This is a genomic window from Bengtsoniella intestinalis, assembly GCF_039719005.1.
In the GTDB taxonomy this organism is placed as follows: Bacteria; Bacillota; Clostridia; order Oscillospirales; family Oscillospiraceae; genus Oscillibacter; species Oscillibacter intestinalis.
The window spans coordinates 91,087-115,155 of sequence record NZ_CP133584.1; the positions used below are offsets into that span (position 1 = coordinate 91,087).

21 protein-coding genes, 1 pseudogene and 1 riboswitch are annotated in these 24,069 nt (G+C 43.9%); of the genes and pseudogenes, 16 read left to right on the forward strand and 6 right to left on the reverse strand.

The features are described 5' to 3' along the window. Positions 1-35: 35 nt before the first annotated feature. The 4 genes from RFF05_RS00565 to RFF05_RS00580 form a co-directional block, all read right to left on the reverse strand. On the reverse strand, positions 36-449 hold the full coding sequence (locus RFF05_RS00565) for a hypothetical protein (RefSeq protein ID WP_409968514.1): 414 nt from the start codon (positions 447-449) through the stop codon (positions 36-38). A 528-nt stretch (positions 450-977) separates the two neighbouring features. Then, entirely contained in the window at positions 978-1,322 is a 345-nt protein-coding gene (locus RFF05_RS00570; protein ID WP_409968515.1) for a helix-turn-helix domain-containing protein, read from the reverse strand. Next, positions 1,322-1,528 carry a helix-turn-helix transcriptional regulator gene (locus RFF05_RS00575; protein WP_409968516.1) on the reverse strand — a complete coding sequence of 69 codons (207 nt, stop codon included), beginning with the start codon at positions 1,526-1,528 and terminating at the stop codon, positions 1,322-1,324. Before RFF05_RS00575 ends, RFF05_RS00570 begins: the two co-directional genes overlap by 1 nt. A gap of 205 nt (positions 1,529-1,733) precedes the next feature. Continuing rightward, positions 1,734-2,126 (reverse strand): sigma-70 family RNA polymerase sigma factor, encoded by a 393-nt coding sequence (locus tag RFF05_RS00580; RefSeq protein WP_409968517.1) that lies wholly within the window; start codon positions 2,124-2,126, stop codon positions 1,734-1,736. 332 nt (positions 2,127-2,458) lie between these two features. Here RFF05_RS00580 and hsdR point away from each other — a divergent pair, with 332 nt between their 5' ends. From hsdR to RFF05_RS00640, 12 genes are all read left to right on the forward strand, one after another. Then, entirely contained in the window at positions 2,459-5,704 is a 3,246-nt protein-coding gene (gene hsdR / locus RFF05_RS00585) for a type I restriction-modification system endonuclease (RefSeq protein WP_409968518.1), read from the forward strand. Then, positions 5,704-7,206 (forward strand): N-6 DNA methylase, encoded by a 1,503-nt coding sequence (locus RFF05_RS00590; protein WP_409968519.1) that lies wholly within the window; start codon positions 5,704-5,706, stop codon positions 7,204-7,206. Before hsdR ends, RFF05_RS00590 begins: the two co-directional genes overlap by 1 nt. Then, positions 7,206-8,522 carry a restriction endonuclease subunit S gene (locus RFF05_RS00595; protein ID WP_409968520.1) on the forward strand — a complete coding sequence of 439 codons (1,317 nt, stop codon included), beginning with the start codon at positions 7,206-7,208 and terminating at the stop codon, positions 8,520-8,522. The genes RFF05_RS00590 and RFF05_RS00595 overlap by 1 nt, the downstream gene beginning before the upstream one ends. Then, complete coding sequence (locus RFF05_RS00600) at positions 8,522-9,430, forward strand: hypothetical protein (protein ID WP_409968521.1); 909 nt, start codon at positions 8,522-8,524, stop codon at positions 9,428-9,430. Before RFF05_RS00595 ends, RFF05_RS00600 begins: the two co-directional genes overlap by 1 nt. A 94-nt stretch (positions 9,431-9,524) precedes the next feature. Next, on the forward strand, positions 9,525-10,007 hold the full coding sequence (locus tag RFF05_RS00605; protein WP_409968522.1) for a hypothetical protein: 483 nt from the start codon (positions 9,525-9,527) through the stop codon (positions 10,005-10,007). Between the two features lie 14 nt (positions 10,008-10,021). Further along, positions 10,022-10,342, forward strand: coding sequence for a hypothetical protein (locus tag RFF05_RS00610; protein ID WP_409968523.1), 321 nt, complete (start codon positions 10,022-10,024; stop codon positions 10,340-10,342). Between the two features lie 92 nt (positions 10,343-10,434). Continuing rightward, complete coding sequence (locus tag RFF05_RS00615) at positions 10,435-12,459, forward strand: ATP-binding protein (protein ID WP_409968524.1); 2,025 nt, start codon at positions 10,435-10,437, stop codon at positions 12,457-12,459. A gap of 52 nt (positions 12,460-12,511) precedes the next feature. Continuing rightward, complete coding sequence (locus RFF05_RS00620) at positions 12,512-13,543, forward strand: virulence RhuM family protein (RefSeq protein ID WP_409968525.1); 1,032 nt, start codon at positions 12,512-12,514, stop codon at positions 13,541-13,543. Between the two features lie 518 nt (positions 13,544-14,061). Continuing rightward, positions 14,062-14,388 (forward strand): transposase, encoded by a 327-nt coding sequence (locus RFF05_RS00625; RefSeq protein WP_409967432.1) that lies wholly within the window; start codon positions 14,062-14,064, stop codon positions 14,386-14,388. Beyond that, positions 14,339-15,238: an IS3 family transposase gene (locus tag RFF05_RS00630; protein ID WP_409967433.1), complete on the forward strand. Its 900-nt coding sequence runs from the start codon at positions 14,339-14,341 to the stop codon at positions 15,236-15,238. The genes RFF05_RS00625 and RFF05_RS00630 overlap by 50 nt, the downstream gene beginning before the upstream one ends. Positions 15,239-16,325: 1,087 nt before the next feature. Next, complete coding sequence (locus RFF05_RS00635; RefSeq protein WP_409968526.1) at positions 16,326-16,601, forward strand: metal-sensitive transcriptional regulator; 276 nt, start codon at positions 16,326-16,328, stop codon at positions 16,599-16,601. Between the two features lie 13 nt (positions 16,602-16,614). After that, positions 16,615-18,504 (forward strand): heavy metal translocating P-type ATPase, encoded by a 1,890-nt coding sequence (locus RFF05_RS00640; RefSeq protein ID WP_409968527.1) that lies wholly within the window; start codon positions 16,615-16,617, stop codon positions 18,502-18,504. 126 nt (positions 18,505-18,630) lie between these two features. On the opposite strand, the pseudogene RFF05_RS00645 reads toward RFF05_RS00640, so the two are convergent. Both RFF05_RS00645 and RFF05_RS00650 read right to left on the reverse strand, forming a co-directional pair. Further along, positions 18,631-20,024, reverse strand: a pseudogene (locus RFF05_RS00645) (IS3 family transposase). Between the two features lie 108 nt (positions 20,025-20,132). Beyond that, on the reverse strand, positions 20,133-21,047 hold the full coding sequence (locus RFF05_RS00650) for a calcium/sodium antiporter (RefSeq protein WP_409968528.1): 915 nt from the start codon (positions 21,045-21,047) through the stop codon (positions 20,133-20,135). A 306-nt stretch (positions 21,048-21,353) separates the two neighbouring features. After that, positions 21,354-21,461: riboswitch (TPP riboswitch) on the forward strand. Positions 21,462-21,534: 73 nt separating this feature from the next. On the opposite strand from RFF05_RS00650, the gene thiM reads away from it, so the two are divergent. From thiM to RFF05_RS00670, 4 genes are read left to right on the forward strand one after another with little or no spacing between them, the layout of a single operon-like run. Further along, complete coding sequence (gene thiM / locus RFF05_RS00655; RefSeq protein WP_409968529.1) at positions 21,535-22,407, forward strand: hydroxyethylthiazole kinase; 873 nt, start codon at positions 21,535-21,537, stop codon at positions 22,405-22,407. A 7-nt stretch (positions 22,408-22,414) separates the two neighbouring features. After that, a complete protein-coding gene (thiE, locus tag RFF05_RS00660) occupies positions 22,415-23,041 on the forward strand; it encodes a thiamine phosphate synthase (RefSeq protein WP_409970058.1) in 627 nt (208 codons plus the stop codon). Then, the gene (locus RFF05_RS00665) at positions 23,034-23,678 is read left to right on the forward strand and encodes an HAD family hydrolase (protein ID WP_409968530.1); all 645 of its coding nucleotides are present in this window, start codon (positions 23,034-23,036) and stop codon (positions 23,676-23,678) included. Before thiE ends, RFF05_RS00665 begins: the two co-directional genes overlap by 8 nt. Then, positions 23,675-23,977: an MTH1187 family thiamine-binding protein gene (locus tag RFF05_RS00670; protein ID WP_409968531.1), complete on the forward strand. Its 303-nt coding sequence runs from the start codon at positions 23,675-23,677 to the stop codon at positions 23,975-23,977. Before RFF05_RS00665 ends, RFF05_RS00670 begins: the two co-directional genes overlap by 4 nt. Positions 23,978-24,069 lie beyond the last annotated feature (92 nt).

Genomic DNA, 24,069 nt, shown 5'->3' on the forward strand with positions numbered 1-24,069 from the left:
ACTATAACCAACAATTTTTATGTGTTGCGATGACCTTAATCCAAGTCTGTGCCTTGCTGAAATGCAATGGCGTGGTCCACAGTGATGTTGCCTCTAGTTTGTTTCACCTCTCGAATACAGCGGCCACGAAGGCTGTGCAATTCATCAGGAGTGATGTCCAAGGTGGTGGATAGTAGGTGCATCATCATGTTGGTTTCCACTGACAGGCGGAACAAATTATTGGCAACACGATGCTCAGAAAGATGGAGGGCACCGCTGATGGCATCCAAAATAGCTTGGGCTAAAAAGGGCGTGGCATCTTGACTTTCTAAAAATCCTGTATAAAATTTTAGAGCATTTTCCATGTATTCACTGCGACTTTTGCAGTTGGCGCTTTGCAATTTACTGTCCATGGTAGCGATGGTAGTGGGGTAAAGCCATGCGGCTGTGCGTTGTTTAATTTCAGACATAAAATCTCCTTATTTTGTGCCGACCACCTTGACGTGGTCGGTGATTTTGTTGTAGTTACGGGCTTTTTGGGGGTTTGCGACCACCTAAAGCGATGTCAAGGGGAAATTCCGACCACCTAATCGTCGTTCCCCAAATGCCCAGCACTGCTGGGCAAAGTGACCGAGAGGGGACTCCTACGACCCCCTCTCTTTCTCCTGCTCACTTTTCGACCGGGGGTTCATGGTGAATTTGGGTGGTTTTGTGGTTGCTCCAACACATCCTCAACGTGGCGTTTTGGGCTGTGGGGCGGTATGCTCACTCTGGGTGGCTGCTAACTATGGCACACAGGGGCAACAAAGGGCGAACGAGGGCTTGTACATGCTGATGTGTTGAGGAGTGAAGGGTTTGCTGTGGGTTAACCCCTTGGATATCTATTGTGCGCTACTTTCCCCTTGAGTCGGTGCTGAGAATGAGGGTAAAAGGGTGTCGTGTTTCACGACGGCCTTTACCTGTGGCGTGGCAAAGGGGTGTGCGTTTCGGGTAGGCCTTTACGCTAACTGGTGTTGGTGAAACAACTCTAAGGCTTCGCTGATAGGACGGATGGTGTAGCGAAGATTGCCATTGCGCTTCACGCCATCTTTGGTGACGATGCTGGTAGGTTCGGTGGTGATGAGACCGTGTTCTTCCAACGCCATGACGTACTTACGAACTGTATTTTGACTCATGTCCACTGCACTACCAATAGTTTTGTAACTGGGATGGCACTGGTAGGTTTTACGATCCTCCAGATACAGCAGGAAGGCGTAGACTGCAATCTCTCCGCTGGCTAAGCCCAGAGAAAAAATCTGGTTGGGTAAGGTAAAATAATAATTGAGAACATTTTTTCTTTGCATTAAGTGCCCTCCACATTTGCTTCGACCCAAGCGATGAATTGTTCCTTGGGAACAACCATGCGGTTGCCGACTTTTAGAACAGGAAATCCTGTTTCGTGCATCAGTTCATACCCTGTTGAGGGCGACACCCCCAGCACTTGCGCCACTTGTTTTGCATTGAGGAACAGTGGCAGTTCCTCATAGGTTTTGTAGATAGATTCTTTCATTTGTACCTCCGATTTTGTTTTTCTTTGTTTCAGGCAACGCAGTTTTTAAGTTTTAAATGTGGTAGAGGCAAACCCACTAGGCATCAAGCAAATTTTGAAATTTTTATAGTTGAACTGTATGCTGTGAATTCGCCCCTACACTTTATAGGACACTCTCGGATGGTTTGTAAACCAAAATTCAAAAATTTTTACAAAAAAGGACGCCTTATGTTTCCATAAGACGTCCCAATTTTAGGAGGAGTTTATTCAGTCGTTTCGACACTGCCATTTTACTGACACCACTTTGAGCGCCGATGTCACTCATACTTAATCTTTGGACGTAGTAGAGGTCAATCAGATTTTGTTCATCGGTGGATAGGGTTTCCATGGCTGTTTGCAGTTTTTCAAGCCTTAGGCTTTTAGAGACCAAGTTGAAAACATAATCGGCATCGGTTGCACAGGTTTTGGTTGCCTCCAGTTGTTCAAAACTACTTTTACTTAAATGGCGACAATCACTGCGCTCTTGCGCCTGCATCCGCTTTCGGTCTTGTTCTAAAAATGTTGCAACTTCGTCGCTGACATCAATCTCGACTTCTTGATAAAGAATGGTTTTTCCCACGCTTGTCCTTCCTGCCATGGGAAGGTTGCAAAATGGCAAGCCAGAACCGGCACCATCATTCCGGTGACTTCAAGGCTATCCAACTAAACGGACATGGTAAGATGCTTTAGTGGCAACCAAGAAGTCTGAGATCACGTGTGTAACCCCAACGGCTTCGAATTGCAAGGCAACGCCTTGTGGATGTAGTATACGATATTTTTGGGAGGGGCGCAAGGGGGTATTTAATATGCAGTGATGTATTATAAAATATTGAAAATTCCCTAAAATTGTGCTATAGTTAGTTTGAATTAGTATAACAATTTTACTTTCGAAGGCACAAAGGAGGATTGGCAATGACTTCTAACTTCAACTTTCTTGTAAAAGATTTTCCACTGTTGGCACAAATCGGCTCTACTGCTGAAAAATATTTATACTCAGACTACAACTCGTGTCTGATTAAGTTGGGTATGTTTGGTGAAACAATGGTGCATCTAATGATGCAATTAGATCGTATGCCAGAGCCAGCTTATGACAATACTCACGCCAATCGACTACGCCAGCTGAAGCGAGCAGGGCTGCTTCCTAGAGAAATTGATGATATTTTTTACGCATTGCGAAAAACCCGTAATGATGCCATTCATGCCAACTTGGAAGATGGAGACAGGTGCCGCACCCTTCTTCAGATGGCGTATACATTGGCGGTGTGGTTCACCCAAGTGTATGGTGATTTGGGCATTATCATTCCCGAATTTGTACTGCCTGCCCAAGATAATACTGACTACGAAGCTCTTTTAGCGGAGCAAGAAGAAAAAATAAAAGAGTTGACCACCAAAATCCAAGAGATGAAACCCCAAGACGTGTCGCCATTTGAACGTGCCAAACGCTCCAATGATGCCATGACTAAGCTGTCCCTTTCTGAAAAAGAAACACGCTATCTGATTGATGAGCAACTGCGCCAAGTGGGATGGGATTGCAACACGGATGCTCTGCGTTATAGCAAGGGCACTCGCCCCGTAAAAGGAAAAAATATTGCCATTGCTGAATGGCCAACCAATTCCTTCACCCACAACAGAGGATTCGCAGATTATGCTCTGTTTGTAGGGTTGCAGCTGGTGGGGATTGTAGAAGCGAAAAAGATATGTAATGACGTGCCTTCCGCCATTGATGTGCAGTGTAAAGACTATGCCAGCCATATTAAACCTGAACACAGCGAGTATGTGATTTCCAATTGGCATGGTTATCAAGTGCCATTCGTGTTTGCCACCAATGGGCGGCCTTATTTGAAGCAAATTGAAACCAAGTCTGGGATTTGGTCTTTGGACCTACGAGAAAAATCAAACATTCCCAAGGCCCAACAAGGGTGGATGAGCCCCAATGGGATGATGGAATTACTGGCGAAAGATATTCAAACCGCCAACACTGCATTGAAAGACACATCCTATGATTTGCTCACAGATAAAGATGGGCTAAGCTTGCGTCCCTATCAAGTCAATGCCATCCGTGCTGCAGAAAATGCCATCATCAACGGACAGCAAACGGCCCTACTTTCAATGGCCACTGGCACAGGGAAAACACGCACTGTGTTGGGGATGATTTATCGTTTTTTGAAGGCAAGACGCTTTAACCGCATTTTGTTTTTGGTTGACCGCACCTCTTTGGGTGAACAAGCGCAAGATGTTTTCAAAAGTGTAAAGCTGGATGATTTGATGCCATTGGCTAAAATCTATGACATTAAAACTTTAGACGATAAAGACATTGACCCGGAGAGCAAAATCCATGTGGCTACCGTGCAAAGCATGGTGCGACGGATTTGTGAGCATGGTGAAGAAACTATGCCTGCGGTGACGGACTATGATTGCATTATCATTGACGAGGCTCACCGTGGGTATACGCTGGATAAAGAGTTGGACGATGACCAGTTCTTCTATCGAAATCAAGCTGATTTTGTCAGCAAATATCGTATGGTGGTGGAGTATTTCGACGCTGTAAAAGTGGCACTGACAGCAACACCTGCGCTGCACACTACGGAGATTTTCGGAAAGCCTGTTTTCAATTATTCTTATCGAGAAGCCGTTATCGAAGGCTTTTTGGTGGATCACGATGCGCCCCATAATTTGACCACCAAATTAAGTGCAGACGGGATTCATTACGAAAAAGGCGATGTGGTGGCAGTGTATGACCCTGTCACTGGAGAAATTGTCAACAGCGCAGAGTTGGAGGACGAGCTGAATTTCGATGTAGAGAAATTCAATCGCCAAGTGATTACCGAAAATTTCAATCGGACAGTTTTGGAGGAAATCGCCAAGGACTTAAATCCTGAAGGGGATTGCAAAACGCTGATTTATGCCGTGGATGACCAACACGCCGACCTCATCGTCAAAATATTGAGAGAAATTTTCGAGCCTATGGGTATTGACCAAGATGCCATTGCAAAAATCACCAGCAAAACAGGGGACAAGAAGCGTGTCTTGGAAGTGATTAAGCGGTTCAAAAATGACACATATCCCAACATTGCTGTGACAGTGGACTTGCTGACTACAGGCATTGATGTGCCGACCATCACCACATTGGTGTTTATGCGCCGTGTGAAATCCCGTATTTTATTTGAACAAATGCTAGGCCGTGCCACACGGCTTTGCCCTGAGATTGGGAAAACCCATTTTGAAATCTACGACCCTGTGGGGGTGTACCAATCCTTGCAACCTGTTAGCACCATGAAGCCTGTGGTGGCCAATGCCAGCGCCAGTTTTGATGATTTGCTCAACGGCTTAGAGTCGTTGCCCACAGAGGCACAAATCCAAAACCAAATTGATTTGATTGTTGCTAAACTTCGTCGCAAAGAAAAGCGCATGACTACCCAACAAAAAGAATACTTCCATCTGCAAACAGATGGCAAAACCCCAAAAGAATTTATGGAGCATCTGCAAACCTTGCCGCCTACCCAAGCAAAGGAATTGATTTTGCAAAAAGAACAGATATTCCGTATGCTCAATGAAGGCGGCATCGACGCACGACGTGCTGTGGTGATTTCTGACCAAGAGGATGAATTGCGCTCCCATACCAGAGGCTATGGCACAGGGCAAAAGCCTGAGGATTACTTAGACGCATTCAAGCAGTTTATCACGGAGAATGCAGAAAAAATTGAAGCATTGAACTTGGTTTGCACTCGTCCATCTTCTCTTACTCGTTCTGCGCTTAAGTCTTTGCGTATCCAGTTGGATCACGAAGGTTTCACAGAAACCATGTTGAACACAGCGTGGAAAGATGCAAAAAATGAAGACATTGCCGCAGATATCATCAGCTTAATTCGTGCCCAAGCGGTGGGGTCTGCTTTGATGAGCCATGATGAACGGATTCGCCAAGCAGTGGCAAAGCTGAAAAAAGCCCATGCCTTTACCAAAATAGAATTGGATTGGCTGGGCAATATTGAACGCAATTTGCTGACTGAAACTGTGCTTAGTGTAGAATCCTTTGACGAAGGCATTTTCAAAGAAAACGGTGGCTTTGTCAACATCAATAAGAAATTCAAAAACAAATTAAAAGATTACATCATAGAATTGAACACCTATCTCTATGATGATGGAGGCTATGTAGCATAATGAGCAATCAAGAAATCGTCCAAAAACTTTGGAATCTTTGTAACGTCCTGCGTGACGATGGCATTACCTATCACCAGTATGTGACGGAGCTGACTTACATCCTCTTTTTGAAGATGATGCAAGAAACAGATGCAGAAAAGGCCATCGCCAAAAGCATTGTGGACTTGGAGTTTCTCCGTGATAAGAAGGATTTAACCGAAGAACAAAAGGTTTCTTTGGGCGAAAAAGAATTGCTAGTTGCCTACTCTTGGGATGGTTTGGTTGCCAAAAGCGGTGTGGAATTGAAGAAGTATTATACCACTCTGTTGCGCCTGTTTGGCGACCATTGTAAGGGGCATATCCGTGACATTTACCATGATGCCCGATCCAATATTGACGAGCCTAAAAACCTAGAAAAAATCATCAGAACTATGCACGATTTGGACTGGTACAACATGGACGAGGAAGGCTTTGGCGATTTATATGAAGGTTTGCTGGAGAAAAATGCCAACGAGAAAAAGTCTGGCGCTGGTCAATATTTCACCCCTCGTCCTTTGATCAATGTCATGACCCGTTTAATCAAGCCTCAAGTGGGGGAGCGGTGCAATGACCCTGCCTGTGGCACCTTTGGCTTTATGATTGCTGCTAATCGGTACGTCCGAGACAATACGGATATGTTTTCTTTGACCACGGAGCAATTCCGTTTTCAAAAAACAGAGGCGTTTACTGGTTGTGAGCTTGTCCCTGATACCCACCGTCTGGCGCTGATGAATGCCATGATTCATGGCATTGAAAGTGATATTCTGTGCGCTGATACCCTCTCTGACGCTGGCAAGCAAATGAAGGGATATGATGTGGTATTGGCCAATCCTCCCTTTGGCACCAAGCAAGGGGGCGAGCGTGCCACCCGTGATGACTTTATCCATAGCACCTCCAACAAGCAGCTAAATTTCTTACAACATATTTACCGCAGTTTGAAGGCCAACGGCAAAGCCCGTGCCGCTGTGGTGTTGCCAGATAACGTGCTCTTTGCTGACGGTGATGGTGCCAAAATCCGTGGCGATTTGATGGGTTGTTGTGATTTGCATACCATTTTGCGCCTGCCCACAGGGATTTTCTATGCCCAAGGGGTGAAAACCAACGTGCTGTTTTTCACCCATGGCACCAAGGAAAAAGACACCACCAAAGAAGTTTGGTTCTACGATATGCGTACCAATATGCCCTCTTTTGGCAAGACCACCCCTTTGAAAGAACTGCATTTTGATGATTTTATTGCCGCATATGAAGCCTCCGACCGTGAATCTGTCACCGATGAACGGTGGAGCAAGTTTACCCGTGGAGAAATTGCTGCCAAAGGGGATAGTCTGGACTTGGGGCTCATTCGTGACGACAGCGTGCTGGATTACGAAGATTTACAAGACCCCATCGAAAGCGGCGAAGACATTGTGGCACAACTAGAGCAAGCCGTGGACTTGATTCAAAGCGTGGTCAAAGAACTAAAAAGCTTAGGCGGTGAGCGCTGATGGCAAAGAAAAAAGAAACCCTGAGCCTAGAGGAAAAGCTGCAACAGGCGCTGGTGCCCGATTGGGAGCAGCCTTATAAGGTGCCTGAGAATTGGTGCTGGACGAGGTTGGGGAATATTGTAAGGGTTTCATCAGGGAAATCCTTAACGATAAAAAATATGGAAATAACAGGAGATATTCCTGTTTATGGTGGAAATGGAATTACTGGGATTCACAATGATTTCAATATAGAAGGTGAGAATGTAATAATTGGGCGAGTAGGCTTCTATTGTGGTAGTGTTCATTTTATTAGACACCGTGCTTGGATTACTGATAATGCACTAATATGTAGTTATTATAGAAGCAAATTAAATTCTAAGTATTTATTTTGGTTACTAAATGATTTGGGACTCGGAAAATATAACGCATCGTCTGCACAACCAGTTATCTCTGGAACTAAAATATACCCTATATCTGTCCCCCTCCCACCACTTGCAGAGCAACATCGCATCGTCACACGGATTGAAAGTCTATTTGCCAAGCTAGACGAAGCCAAAGAATTGGCACAGTCTGCCCTAGATAGCTTTGAAAACCGCAAAGCCGCCATCCTCCACCAAGCCTTCACAGGGGAGCTGACGAAAAAGTGGCGTGAGGAACATGGGGTTGGGATTGAGAGTTGGGAGGAATTCTCGCTTCAAAAAGTATGTACAGAAAAAATTACAGATGGAACACATCAAACACCGACATATAGCGATAAAGAAAACGGGATTCCTTTCGTTTCTTCTAAAGATGTAACAACTGGAAAAATAGGCTGGTCTAAGATTAAATATATAACAAAAGAGCTGCACGAAGTCTTATACAAGCGAGTGGCACCTCAAATTGATGATGTGCTATTAGCGAAAAACGGAACCACTGGTGTAGCTGCTCTTGTGGAAGATGATCTTGTGTTTGATTTGTATGTAACGTTAGCATTATTGAGGCCGAATAAAGAAGTCATTACCCCAAAGTATTTATACAATATTGTTAACAGTCCTATTTGCAAAGAGCAATTTGATGCACACTTAACAGGGATAGGTGTTCCCAATCTGCATTTAAGAGATATCAGAGAGGTTATCATCCCTGTCCCCACCCTCCCAGAACAAACCGAAATCGTTCGCATTCTGGATACCCTCTTTGCAAAAGAAACCCAAGCCAAAGAACTCACCAACGTCATCACCCAAATCGACCTGATGAAAAAAGCCATCCTAGCCCGCGCCTTCCGTGGCGAACTAGGAACAAATGTGGCGGAAGATGAGAGTGCGGTGGAGTTGTTGAGGGAGATATTGGAGGGAGAATAATGGGTAAAAACTTTTTTAGAACTATTCTAATTAGCATTACGGTGGTGAGTTTATGTTCTAGTATCATTTTCGGAAGTGATGTTTCTTTTAATTATTTAGATACTGTAAGATTCTCTTGGCCGCATTTGAAAAATATTTTGTTTGCCATTTCTACAAGTGTATTTTCTTCTACAATACTTTTGTGGGGTGTGGATTATGTGAATCGGCTCGAAACTGAAAAGAATGAGAAAAAACGTAGACTGCTGATATATAAGAAACTGAAACCCGGATTGCTAAATTATTATAACTTTTATCTCGATCTTTTTGTCGCAACAAGAAAAGAGACTGTTAAGGCAGACAGTCATGCATTAACTAGCCTGTCTGCGTGTGAGGATGAATTTTGTAAGCAACTGCTAGAGACCAATCCATTCTACAAAGATAGCTATTGCGGGACAGCAGACAAACTCATCAATGCTATAAAAAATTTCGAAGCAAAGAAAACATCGGAAATTGCTGCAGAAAAATTAATGTGGTATAATCTCTGGGCGATAAATGCAAATCGTATGAGTGGTATTATCTCTAATGTGGAGGAGTATTATAATCTGCTGATTCCTGTTGATTTGTTTGAGAGTCTTGTGAAACTAGATATGGGAGTGAAAAGGCACACTGAGGTGGAAAACTTCATAGAGCAGCCATTTATAAAAAAAGTAAACCCTAAGTATGTTTCGCACTATTCAACAGAGGAGATTATAAAAGAATTCAAGTTCTTCGATACGTTAAAGTTATTAGAGACTTGTATGGAATACATCGAAAAGGATACAGATGAACAATTAAGGCATAAAGAATTGAGTGAATTCAACAATCGGGAATCAGGGGCTAAGATAGGTGCTAATAGCGATGAAATGTCTGATGAAGTTGATAATTCATAGAATATACCATCGTCAGAAGATATTTTAAAATAAGGGAATTTTTCAGGACTGAGAGTGAATTGGTGTTAATAAAAGAATCTTGGAGGTGAAGTAATTGGTAGATAAAGAAGATAATAGTGCCAATAAAACAGCAGAAACTGGTGTGAAACAAGAAAAAATAGAAGAATCTCGTACTATGGATACTATAAATAAAGTCATTATTTTTATTTCTGAAAATCACATTATTCTTTGGTATTTGGGTGCTTTTTTTGCAATATCTTATATGTTGTTCCGCAATAATAATGTAGATGAACTTAATTATTCGGTTCTTCATGGAAATGATTTGCTTTTTATTGTATGGATTTTCTTGCTCTTATTTCCGCTTGTCAAAGAAATAAATGTTGCAAATATATTTAATGTTGTTACAAAAGAGTATAGGGAAAAACAAGAAACATTAAAGTTAAAAGAAGACAAGAAAAGTGGTGTAACGCAAGCAAATACCTACATAGTCTTAAATGAGCAACGACAAAATAATGGAAATGATGCTAGTGTTGATAGCAAACTACAAGAGATTGTCGAAAAAGTTAACAAATTATAGAGGAGGGGGACTGGATGTACAATAATTCTAATAACCATCATCATACAAATAATACCATCAATAAAGTCTTGTTAGATACATTGGACAAAGTGATGGATAAAGGGCTTGATATGATGGGGAAAAACCCTACTGAAGATTATTATAAAATTTGGGATGAGTATGTAAAAGGGATTCTTGATATCATAGTGGAGCAAAATAGAGAACAAGGATATCTAATTCTTAGTGATTATCTATCTTTTAGAATTACTATTATATCTTGTTCAACATTTGATAAATTTAAATTTACAATACAGCGGTTGATTGAATATTACAAACAAATTGCTATGTGGCAATAAGTTAAGGAAATACGTCGGGGTGAAAATAACATGCTTGTGGATTAATGGTTATAAAACCCCAATAATACAAAACTTCATTAGGAGGGTATCCAATGGAACTGGGGTTAAGCGTAAAAAACCAAAGTATCGAAGCAGCAGGTCTTACTAAGGACTATCAAGAGGCCATTTGCGAATATATTTGGAATGGATTTGAGGCAAACGCTACACGAGTTGAAATTTCAACTGTGCCTAACACAGTGGGAGGTGTGGAAGATCTGGTTATCACAGATAATGGTGATGGCATTGATTATGAATTACTACCAGATACATTCGGCTCCTTTATGGCATCTCAAAAAACCGGATTATCCCTCCAATTAAAATCGAAAACAAATAAAGGGAAAGGGCGTTTTGCGTTTTTTGCTTTTGCTACCGATGCTGTTTGGGATACAGTTTATACAGGCAAAGAAGGAACATTTGAATATAAAATCGCATTGGACAATGTTAATAAGAGCACTTGTGATGTGAGTGATTATTTGGCGATTGATGCACCTACAGGAACGACTGTAACATTTGGAGGCATAGATAATCTTTTAGTAGATGATATAACGATTGACAACTTAGAAACTACGCTCTTGAAAACATTTGCATGGTATTTATACTTAAACAAGCACAAGAAGAAGCAAGTGATTGTCAATGGAGAAGTGCTTGATTATAAAAAATATATCAATGAGAAAATGAGCGCATTTAAGCAAGTTGAGATTAAAGGGCATACATTTGATTTAGATTTAGTTGTTTGGACAGATAAGATTAGAGAGAATTATAGCACCTACTATTTAGATAGTTGCCAAAAACCTTGTGGCAAGGATACAACAAAATATAATAGGAATACATTATCATTTTCTCATAGCGTATTTGTGCAATCCGCTTATTTTGATGGAAAAAGCTCTGTTTCCATGAAAACTGAAACTGATGAGGAATCAGAAGATCAAGTGAACTTTGTAGTACAAGATGAAGAGAGAAAAATACTAAAAACGCTAAAATGCGAAATACAAGAACTTATTAGTGCTCAGATTCGCTTTTATGCAATAGCACAGGCTGATAAGGCTATAAAACAAATGCACAAAAGAGATGTATTTCCTACGTTTGGTACAGACCCATATAGTTTGCTTCGGAAGAAGGATTTAGAAACGGTAACAAAAGAAATCTATTGTTTAGAGCCGAAGCTGTTTTATAAATTGAATGCACAACAAGAAAAATCTTTTCTTGGCTTTTTGAATTTATTGTTAAATTCAGAAGAGCGAGAAAACATCCTTGAAATATTAGCAAATATTGTTGACTTGACAGCTGAACAAAGATTTCAATTTGCGGATGTTTTAAAACGCACAAAGCTTGAAAATATTATATCTACAATTAAATTCGTCGAAGACCGATATGCCGTCATTGAAGGATTGAAAATGATTGTGTATGATATGCGACAATACGCAAACGAGAGAGATCATGTTCAAAAAGTAATAGAACAACATTATTGGTTGTTTGGAGAACAATACCACCTAGTTAGTGCTGATGAGCGTATGCAAAAGGCGATTGATCAATATAGGCATATTCTTTATGGTAATGATGTTAAAAACGAAGCTTTGGAACCAGATAAAGAAGCTCAGCGTAGAATGGATATCTTTCTTTGTGGTGTCCGCAGGACAGAAGATGGCTTTGAAAAACCAATTCAAGAAAATTTGGTTATTGAGCTTAAAGCACCAAAGGTGGTCCTTGGTAAAACGGTTCTTCGGCAAATTGAGGATTATATGGATTTTGTGCGTAGGCAACCTATGTTTAACAGTCAAACGAGGAGATGGAAGTTTATTGCAGTTTGTGCTAGTATTGATGATGATATAAAGAGTAGATATGAAGCAAATAAAAGCAAGGGTAAAAAGGGGCTTGTTACCGATATTGAAAATTATGAAATTTATGCACTAACTTGGGACGATATATTTAACAGCTTTGATTTGAGCCATGGTTTTTTGTTAGATCAATTAAAAATAGACAGAGATGCTATAGCTGAAAATTTAGCTAAAAGTGTAGGGGATGATAGTTCTAGGGAATCGGCAGATGCAGTGACAGAAGCATTATGTGCTATTAGTTAAAGTATTGGCTTTTTGTTTTACAACGGAAATCATTTGATGCCGAGGAGGAGTCATGGAGAAAAAAGACATTCGTTCTTCTGCTGCAGAATATCTAACATTTATAGCGGCCACTGGAAGTGGTAGCGATAATATTGAGATGCGCTATGAAGACGAGAATATTTGGTTGACACAAAAAATGATGGCTACCCTTTATGATGTGGAAGTGCCAACGATTAACGAGCATCTGAAGCAAATTTATGCAGATGCTGAGTTGACCGAAGAAGCAACTATTCGGAATTTCCGAATAGTTCAAACAGAGGGCAGTCGCCAAGTATCTCGCAATGTGAAGCACTATAATTTACAGATGATTGTAGCCGTTGGATTTAAGGTGAACAACCCACGAGCGGTGCAATTTCGCAAGTGGGCCAATGGCATTGTCAAAGACTACACCATCCAAGGGTGGGCGATGGATAGCCAGCGCTTGAAGCAGGGTGGAACCGTATTGACAGAAGAATATTTTGAGCATTTATTGCAACAAATTCGAGAGATTCGACTGTCTGAGAGGAAGTTTTATCAGAAGATTACCGACATTTATGCCACTGCTTTGGACTACGATAAAACAGCAAAAACAACCCATTCTTTTTTCGCCAATGTGCAGAACAAGCTACACTGGGCCATCCATCGACATACGGCTGCGGAGCTGATTGTGGAGCGTGCCAACGCTGAAAAGGAGAACATGGGATTGACCAGTTGGGAACAATATCCTGATGGGAAAATCCAAAAATACGATGTGTCCGTGGCGAAAAATTATCTCAATCAGGAGGAATTATCCTCTCTGGAGCGGATTGTTTCCATGTATTTGGATTATGCCGAATACCAAGCCAGTCGCAATATGCCCATGACTATGGAAGATTGGAATGTGCGTTTGGGGCGGTTTTTAGAGTTTAACGAACACGAAATTCTTAACCACAACGGTACTGTCACAGCGGCCATTGCCAAAAGCTTTGCTGAAAGTGAATTTGAAAAATACCGCATCACCCAAGATCGGTTGTACCAAAGCGATTTTGATGCACTCTTGACCTTAGGCGCCCAGCTAGAGGAGTGAGTCTATTCTTTGTCTACAGCGCCTCAATGTTTGATGCCAAAACCACCCTTGACCACATCCAGTACCATAGACGGGTAGGGAAGCGGTGGACTGGGGCGGAGAGAAGATGGTGCAAGAGTAATCGTTTTTGAGTAGAAAGTATTAAAAGCTATTAGAAACCACTATAAAAAATTTGATTTCGACATTTGGGACCACGGGGTCGCACGTTCGAATCGTGTCACCCGGACCAAGCAAAAGAACCGATTAGCCGTTAGGCTAATCGGTTCTTTTGCTTGGCATTTACCTTGTATTAGTTGTAGACTTCTCTATTTAATACAATTTCTCTGCACTTTACTCCCTGCGATTTCGGTAGGGGCAAATCGATTTAACATGAGGGGGCTAGCTCCCTCATACTCCCCCACGAGCTCCCTTCAGATGGTGGGCGATTTATAATGGACCCTAGAAACCAAACCAGCACTCGAAAAATTATCGTGAACGTGATACAATATCAAAAACGATAAACGAGAGGAGAACATATCATGCCACGAAGCAGTTACAGCGCCGAATATAAGGCCAAGATCGTCCTAGAAGTCCTCCAGGGTGAGAAGGAATTAAACGTTATCGCTGCCGAGCAGGGGGTTAATCCCAACATGATTCGCAACTGGAAGAAGGAATTTATATCCAATGCCAGTCAGGTTTTCGATGAGAAAAAGCAGGTCAAAGAAGCACATCGGAAGGAGGTTGCCCTGAAAAAAGAGAAGGAGCAGATGCTCCGCACCATCGGCCAATTGACACTGGAGCGAGACTTTATTCAGGGTGCCTTTCGGGACTGCGGCATCCCCGTCCCCAAGTTCCCTCAGGACTGACGCAGACCTGTCCATCCGCCGTCAATGTGAGCTGCTGGGTCTGCCCCGAGGGCAGGTCTACTACCAGCCTGTGGAGGTCGACCAGGAGGCCAAGCGCTGGCGGGAGCACATCATGGCACGCATCGACTACTGGCACACCCAAATGCCCTACATCGGCTCTCGAAAGCTGGTGACCAAGCTGGCCACCGACCAGATTTTTGTGGGTCGCAAGCTGGTTAGGCGACTGATGTGCGAGATGGGAATTCATGCTCTCTATCCCAAGGCAAATCTCTCAAAACGCAACTTTAAAGAGTCTATCGTACCATATTTGCTGAGAAATAAGGTTGTCTCGTTCCCGAATCAAGTGTGGTCAATCGACATCACTTACATCAAAATGCACCACGGGCACATGTATTTGACGGCGATTATCGACTGGTATAGCCGTCTGATTGTGGGCTGGAGTCTGTCCGATACGCTGGACACAGATAACGTCATCGCCGCTGTCCAGCGCGCAATTTCTAGCCACGGCACCCCCGCTTTTCTCAATTCTGACCAAGGATGTCAGTTCACAAGCTCCCAATATAAGGGGTTTTTGAAGGCAAATCACATTGTCCAAAGCATGGATGGTAAGTCCCGTTGGGCGGATAATATCATGATTGAGCGGTGGTTCCGTAGCCTGAAAACCGAGGAAATTTACCTCAACGAGTATCAAAATCCTAGGGTATTGCGCCGTGGAATTGGAAATTATATCAAGCAGTACAACACCTTCAGACCCCATCAAGCACTGGGAAATCAGACTCCAGAGGCCGTGTATGGGGCAGCCTTCACAACGCCAACCAACCACCTTGACAGTCTGGCACAGGCTGGTTGAGGACTGGTGGCGACGGGAGGTCGTGGGTTGTAGGCGGAGGCCGTTCCCCTCGCCTTTCCCATTGTACCAGCCTGACCCAGTCGGTCAAGGCAACCCTTCGGGCGGCTACCCTGGAGGTAACCACAACCAGGCTTGGCTCAGGAAGCAAAATAGGTTGTTGTGTTCACGATAAATTTTGAGGAAGTGGTCTTGACAGGGGGACCATTATAATTTGGGAGATACATCTATTCTGCGTCAGCTATACAAAAAATCCGAAGTAGATTTATCTACTTATTACTTATTACTTTTTCACTCTTCACTTTTCACTACGTTGTACTGGATTTTTTGGAAGTAATAAGTAATAGTGAAGAGTGAAAAGGTATGGGACGGAGAACGGTTACGATTTCGGTAGGGGCAAATTGATTTTATTCGAGGGGTGTGGCCCTTGAGCTTCCCCAGTGCGATAGTAACTTGAAAGATACTGCATCTTTTTTGGCCGGTATATCCACCCTTACGGCATGTTTGCGACAAAGGCGAACATGCCGTATGTTTTTATTTAGGCCTCGTTCCATTGTATTTCGATGTGTCTGTCGGGAAAATAGATGCTTTTCAATTGCTTCCGTTAGAGTATAGCTTTCTGTTTGAGAGCTGTGCTCTTTTTGTTAGCTTTGAGGCTTGTCGATGATTGCTTTTTGCGATTGATAGGTCTGGGCATCGATTTCCCCAGCTACGAAAGATTCGTAGATCAATTGAGCGACATCGTTGAAATCGGTATCACGCTCAGGTGTTGGTATGGCAAGCTGATTGTTTTTTGATTGGTCAACGCTTGGAATATTTGTGCTTCTAGGTCAACAGTGGCCACTTTGAGCTTATAGCAAAGCCTATCTGGAAAACGACCTGCGAATTTACAGTTGACGATTTTCGTTTTACCATTGCACTGGTGTGGCTGTGGTCTTATCGGGTACCAGATTGTTAGGGATAGACAAAGCCACCAGCTGAGCTAGTGGTTTTGTTTATCAAAAATGAAGGAACCCCTTGACAAAAATATATCTTAGGGCTATAGTATACCTATACCCCCTATGGGTATATAGTGAAAAGGAGTATACTTATGAAACAGTGTATGGATGTAGATGCAATCAATTTACGGCTTAAAAAAATCGAAGGGCAAGTGAGAGGCATTCAAAAAATGGTTGATGAAGATAAGCCTTGTGAAGATATTTTGGTGCAAATTGGCGCCGTAAAAGCGGCATTGCACAAAACAGGACAGGTGATTTTAGAAGGGCATATGCACCATTGCGTGGCAGATGCCATTGCCGACGGTCACGGCGACGATGCTGTCGATCAGTTGATTTCTGCTTTGAACAAATTTTCAAAAACACTTTAATGAGGAAAAAGCAATGGAAGAAAAGATTTTTAAATTAAATAGCGTTCCTTTTTTATGGGTTTCTGGGCTATTTTTATTGGCAAGTTTTGTGTTTGAATATGTATGTCCCTTTTTCAGTGTGGAGATTGCTGTGGCTGTGAATCCTGCATGGGTGTCTCTTGTGATTTCGGGTATTCCGCTGGCCTATCTGGCTGTCATTTCTATTTTGGAACGTAAAATTACATCACCGATCCTCATCACCATTGCTATGATTGCGGCAGTCTGTATTGGAGATATTTTTGCCGCTGGGGAAATTGCGTTTATCATGGCCATTGGCGAATTTTTAGAAGATAAAACGGTGGAAAAAGCTAAAAAAGGCATTGAAATGTTGTTGAATTTGGTGCCTGCTCAAGGGCGTGTCATTGGGCTGGATGGGGAAACCATGGTGGATGCAAAAAACATTCCCGAAAAAGCCATCATTCGGGTGTTGCCGGGGGAAAGTTTTCCTGCTGACGGCGTGATTGTTGTGGGTAACACCACCGTTGACCAATCTATTATGACAGGGGAAAGTTTGCCTGTAGACAAGACGGTAGGGGATGAGGTGTTCACTGGAACCATCAACCGCTTTGGCGCGGTGGACGTGGAGGTGAGCAAATCCTTTGCCAATTCCTCTTTGCAAAAAATGATTCAACTGGTGGAAGCTGCCGACAATCAAAAGGCACCTACCCAGCGCATTGTAGATAAATGGGCGGGATATTTAGTACCTGCCGCCTGTGTCATTGCCGTGGTCACCTATGGGGCGTTTGCTTTTGTGCTAGGCCGCACAGATGATGCACTGACCCGTGCAGTCACGATCTTAGTGGTGTTTTGCCCATGTGCGTTGGCTTTGGCTACGCCTACTTCCATCATGGCGGCCATTGGGCAAGCCACCCGCAATGGCGTGTTGATTAAATCTGGCGAAGCACTGGAACAAATGGGCACGGTTACCACAGTTTGTTTTGATAAAACAGGCACAATCACCCAAGGGAAGCTGACTGTGAGTGATATTTTCCCCATGGGTATGGAGGAAGATTCATTGATGGCGCTGGTGAGCGCTGTGGAACGTCGCTCAGAGCATCCTATAGGCAAGGCCATCGTGGACTACACCCGAGCGTATCCGCAATGTCCAGTGTCAGACTTTTTGCTGACAGTGGGACAAGGTGTGCAAGCAGATATTGATGGGCAAACCATTTTTTGTGGCAATGAGCGATTGATTACAAATGGAGCAAACTGCGCCATTGATGACACTGTTACCACCACCATTTCTGCCCTGAGAGAACAGGGGAAAGCGGTAATCATCGTTGCCAATACCCAAGGGGTTTTGGGCGTGGTTGGGCTTTCTGACACCATCAAAGACACATCTAAGATGGCCATTGCTGCGCTGAAAGCGGCAGGGATTGAAAAGCCTGTTTTACTGACAGGGGACAATGAGAAAAGCGCCATGTTCATGGGTGACAAGGTAGGGATTTCAGATATTTATCCGTCCTTATTGCCTGAGGGGAAGGTATCTGTCATCCAAGATTTAATGGAGCAGGGGAAATCGGTTTGCATGGTGGGTGATGGCGTTAACGATGCGCCTGCTTTGAAAACCGCGTCTGTGGGCATTGCCATGGGCACCATGGGCAGTGATATAGCCATTGATGCTGCAGATATTGCCATTATGGGGGATGATTTGTCTAAAATTGCCTATATTAAAAAGTTGTCCAACGCCACTATTTTCTCCATTAAATTCAACATTACCCTGTCTATGGTAATCAATTTTTGCGCCATTATTTTGTCGGTTATGGGTGTTTTAACCCCAGCCTCTGGCGCTTTGGTACATAATGCAGGCTCAGTGCTGGTGGTGCTCAACGCCGCTAGACTGTATGATAAAAAGATTGTTTAACGAAAATTGCAATAACAAATTGAACAGGTTTCACAAATAAAGAACGCCCACAGACGAATCAACCGTTTGTAGTGACCCCAATAAGTTAGACTTGATAACGTAGCAGCTGCGGCTGCTACGTTATTTTTATGCAGCGAGATACTTCGGTCTGTATTCTACAGGGCTGAAATAACCTAGCTTCTGCTTTGTGCGCTTGTTATTGTAATAATCAATGAAGTTTTCTATGGCTAATTTCAATTCATCAAAACTGTAAAACGTATTGCCGTAATAGATTTCTTGCTTGAGAAGACCAAAGAAATTTTCCATCACAGAGTTGTCCAGGCAGTTGCCTTTCCGAGACATGCTTTGGAAGATGCGGTTCTCTTTCAGTGTCCTAGAATAGCGTTTCATTTGGTATGCCCAGCCTCTGCCCGAGTGAAAAGTTCTTCTGAATTTGCAGTCACTGGTGACCTCGATGGCCTCATTTAACGCAGCCATAATGCCTTCCGCCGATGGTGTTTTGGTAATGCTATAGCTTGAAATTTCGCCGTTGAACATATCCAAGAATGGATCTAAATATAACTTTTTCATTATCAATTTACCGTTGCCGTCAAATGCGTAATACTTAAACTCAGTGGTATCTGTTGTGATTTTTTAATGCACAATGTTGGTGTTGAATCGTCTTTTGACCCAGTTTTTGCAAATTCTGCCCACAATCCCTTTGTAAGACGAGTATTTTCGGCTCTTGCGTGTGTAGGATTTCACTTGCAAACCAAGCTTTTGCACCAGCCGTTGGACTTTCTTTTTGTTGACGTGCCAGCCTGCTTTCCTAAGCTCACCCAAAATTCTACGATAGCCAAAATCCTTGTGTTCATCGCGAATTTCAAGGATTTTTTCTTCAATTTCTTTGTCTGGATTTTCCTTGTCAAATCGCTTCTGCCAATACATATAGGTTGCTTTTGGGAACTTTAAAACAGCAAGAATATCTTTTAATTGGAACAATCGCCGGAGGTCGCAGATAATTCTTGCTCTTTGTTCTGTGCTTCTTCTTCCAAGCGCAACCTCCTCAATTCTTTTAAATAGGCATTCTCAATTCTTGCGTGCAACAATTTTTCTTCAAGCTGCTTGATGTATTTAGCTGTTTCATCGCCATTATCTATTTTCTCAGGTTTAGCCATCTTTGGTCGCCGTCCTTTGCTCTTTTCCCGAAGCGCAGCAGGACCCGCTATGCGGAAGTCATTCACCCAACGGGTAATTAAAGATGGATTATTGATGCCCATCTTCAAAGCCAGTTCCTGATACGATATTTCTGTTGTTAGATATAATTCTACCACAGAAAGCTTAAAATCGAAAGGATAGCTTTTGTTTTCTCTGGAGCGAACCAGTCCATCATCACCAAACTCTTTGTATGACTTGTGCCAGGTTTTTACTGTGGTTAGTGATGGTATACCATATTTCTTCGCTAAAGATTCATATCCGCCTTCCTGGTTTTCGTATGCCATGATTACTTGCTTCTTAAATTCAAAACTGTATTTTGCCATGAAAATACCGACCCCCAATCGTTAGATTTTTAGGTCTAACTTTTGGGGGTCGGTACATTTTTGCTTTGCAAATTGCTGAAAATATCCCTGTGAAACCATGGACGATTTTTACCGCACAAGCAGCCATAGTGTGTAGCCTACATAGAGGAGTGCCAGTGTACAACCGCACAGACGATTCAACTTTCGTTGTTTGGCTAGCATCAACATTCCTGTGGTCACCACGAGCAAAATGGCCGTGTCATATACCGCGGTGACCGCTACGGTCATAGGTGTGATGAAACAGGATAGCCCCAAAATAAACAGCACATTAAAGAGGTTTGAGCCAATCACATTGCCGATGGCGATGCCCGTTTCACCCCGTTTGGTGGCAACCAGTGATGTGACCAATTCGGGTAGGGAGGTGCCAATGGCTACAATGGTGAGGCCGATGACCGTTTCAGACACGCCAAATTGCCGCGCCAATTCCGTGGCACCGTGGACACTGAGCTGTCCGCCAATCACGATGGCGCTTAGCCCCGACACAATGTTTTGGGCGATGGTTCGGTTGCTTGTGCTACAAGGTGGCGTATCTTCTTGGTGGCTTGTTTTTGCGTTACGGATTTGTAGGGCCATAATTGTGACAAAGCCCAGCAGTAACACCGTGGCATCTCCTCTGGATATGCGACCATCTATAATCAGCCCTAGTAGCGCCAATGTTGCCAACAAAGAAGCCACCCAGTCACGGCATAATAGGGTTTTATCCACCACGAGCGGTGCCATGATGGCGCTGAGACCTGCCACCACCAGCAAATTGAAAAGATTAGACCCCAGTACGTTACCCAAGGCAATTTCGTTGGCTCCTGCCAAACTGGCACTGACGCTGACGGCCAACTCTGGGGCGGAGGTGCCAAAGGCCACTACGGTCAAGCCGATGATGAGATTAGATACACCCCATTTTTGCGCCAGAGCGGTGGCACCAGATACAAAGCGGTCAGCACCCCAAATCAGTAGTAAAAATCCCAGAATTAAGTAGAGAATAGACATATTTTTGCTCCTTTTTTAAAATTTGGATGCAAAAAAACAAGGCTTTTATTGCACCACTGTCAATAAAAGTCTTGCTACTTCCGAAATGCACCGGGTTGCCAAAGCAACCGTACTGACGACGCACTTCACGCTATGCGTGAGCTACTCCCTTTGGTTCTTTATATCATAGGTTTCAATCTTTGTCAAGAAAAAGGTGGATATTATGGAATGAACCAATACGGTTGCGGAGGTGTTGTTGTCTGCATAATCCCCATCAAAAAAATAGGGCTTGCATTTTTGTTAAATTCTGTGTATAATGAAGACAACAATCAAATACAGGGGAGCTTGTGATGACAGGCTGAGAGGAAGCGTTCAGCTTCGACCCTTACACCTGATGCGGATAATGCCGTCGTAGGAAGTCAAAGCAATTGCGATTTTTTTACAGAAGACACCGTTAGGTGTCTTCTGTCTTTTTTTGCAAACCTAGAGAAAAAGGAGACGTTTTTTGATGAATCAACCCAAAACAACACAACAGGACTTTGCTGTGGATATCTGTTCGCAAGCATTGACCCAAGTCCGAACAAAAGCCCCTCTCGTCCAGTGTATCACCAATTTTGTCACGGTGAACGACTGTGCCAATATTTTGCTGGCGGTGGGAGGTTCGCCCACCATGTGCCAAGATGTACGAGAAGCACCAGAAGCGGTGAGTGCCGCCAGTGCATTGGTGCTGAATATGGGAGCCATCGATATGGTGGACTCTATGGTGGCCACAGGGAAGGCGGCAAATGGCGCTAAAATTCCTGTGGTGCTAGACCCTGTGGCAGTGGGGGGGACCGCGCTGCGCCGTGATACGGGAACCATCTTGCTAGAACAGGTAGCCTTCACGGTCATCCGTGGCAATGGGTCTGAAATTCGCTATTTGGCAGGCCAAGCTTCTCAAGCGAGTGGCGTGGACGTGGGCACAGGCGATGCAGTGACCCGAGAGAATTTGATGGTTTCTATGGAAATGGCCAAAAATTTGGCGGTGCAAATTGGTGGTGTCATTGCTGTTTCTGGTGTGATGGACATTGTCACCGATGGACAGCGTTGCGCTGTTGTGCACAACGGCTGTGCCACCATGGCACGGATTACTGGCAGTGGCTGTATGCTCACCACCCTCATTGGTGCCTTCTGTGGCGCTATGCCTGACGATGCGTTCACTGCCACAGTCGCTGCCATGGTTTCTATGGGTGTGGCAGGGGAGCTGGCAGAAGCTAAGCGCCTAGAACAAGGCACTGGGAATGCCACGTTCCGTACGGACCTAATTGATGCAATCTTCAATCTCACACCAGCCCAGCTGGAGAAAGGAATGCGCTGTGAAATTTACAAAACAACAGATTAAAGAGGCCATGAAGCTTTATGCAGTCACAGACCAAATGTGGCTGAAGGAGGGGGAAACTTTGGTTTCCGTTTGCGGTGACGTGCTGAAAGCTGGTGCCACCTTTTTGCAAATTCGAGAAAAAGATTTAAACCCAGAGGTCTTCGCCCAAGAAGCGGATGAACTGCAAGCCCTTTGTCGTGCAGCGGCTGTGCCTTTTGTGGTCAATGACAGCGTGGAAATCGCCTTGGCCATTGATGCCGATGGGGTACACGTGGGGCAAAGCGATATACAAGGGCGAGACATTCGCAGTATGCTGGGGCCAGATAAAATTTTGGGCATCTCCGCTGGCACGGTAGAACAAGCCCAAGCCGCCCAAGCGGCTGGGGCAGACTATATCGGTGTGGGAGCGGTGTTTACCACCTCAACCAAGGCCAATGCGCGGAATTTGACAGGAAATGCCTTGCAAGAAATCACCAACAGTGTGTCCATCCCAGTGGTGGCCATTGGCGGTATCAATGGCAAGAATTTACACCAACTATCAGGCTCTGGGGTAGACGGTGTGGCAGTGGTTTCTGCCATTTTTGCCGCCGATGATGTGGGTGAAGCCACTGCTGCTTTGCGTGCACAGGTGGAAGAGATGTTGTGCCATGGATAAACGCTATGCCATTTTCGACATGGATGGCACGCTGATTGACTCCATGGCATATTGGGAGAATTTAGCACATGAATTTCTGGCATCCAAAGGGATTGACACCATTCCCCACGAGATTTTAGAGCAAATTAAGCCCATGACCATGGTGCAATCGGCAACGTTGTTTATCCAACAGTTTCATTTGGAAGGAACACCTGAGGTGTTGGTTTCTCAGATGCACCACATGATGGATGATTATTATCGCCACACCATCCCGTTGAAACAAGGGGTGGAGGCTTACGTGGGTAAATTGCATAGCCAAGGGGTGAACCTTTGCGTGGCGTCTGCCACGGTGGAGCATTTGATGGAAACCTGCCTGAAACGGTTGGGTATTTTAGAGTGTTTTGATTTTTTACTCTCTTGCGAAACCAAGGGCATCGGCAAAGACCACCCCGATATTTATCTGGAAGCGGCAGAGCGTTTCGGCGCACAGCCCCAAGATATTGCTGTTTATGAAGACGCGTTTTATGCTTGTAAAACGGCCAAAGACGCTGGGTTTTATCTGGTGGGGGTTTATGATGCAGGAAGCCAAAAACACTGGGAAGCATTGCAAGCCATGGCAGACGAAACCATTATCACATTTGAGGAGGTGCCACAATGAGCGCCAGTATTGCCATTCAAGTGTTGCCACAAGCAGGCAACGACCAAGAACTTTGTCAGCGTGTGGATCAAGTGATTGCCTATATCCAAAGCACAGGGCTGCGCTATGAGGTGGGACCCTTTGAGACCACCATCGAAGGGGAGGACTACGACCAGCTGATGGACATTGCAAAGCAGTGTCAACACGTTGCCATCCAAGCAGGCGCTAAATCTGTTAGTGCCTATATCAAGGTGGTGTATCAACCAGAGGGAGATATCTTGACCATAGACCAGAAAATTGGTAAATACCAAGGGAAGTAAAGGGAAATCCCTTGTCATCAAATTTGGGTGACAGGGGCACAGCGGTAAACTGGGGGCACCACTTTTTACCGCTATAGAAATGTGAATGCTAA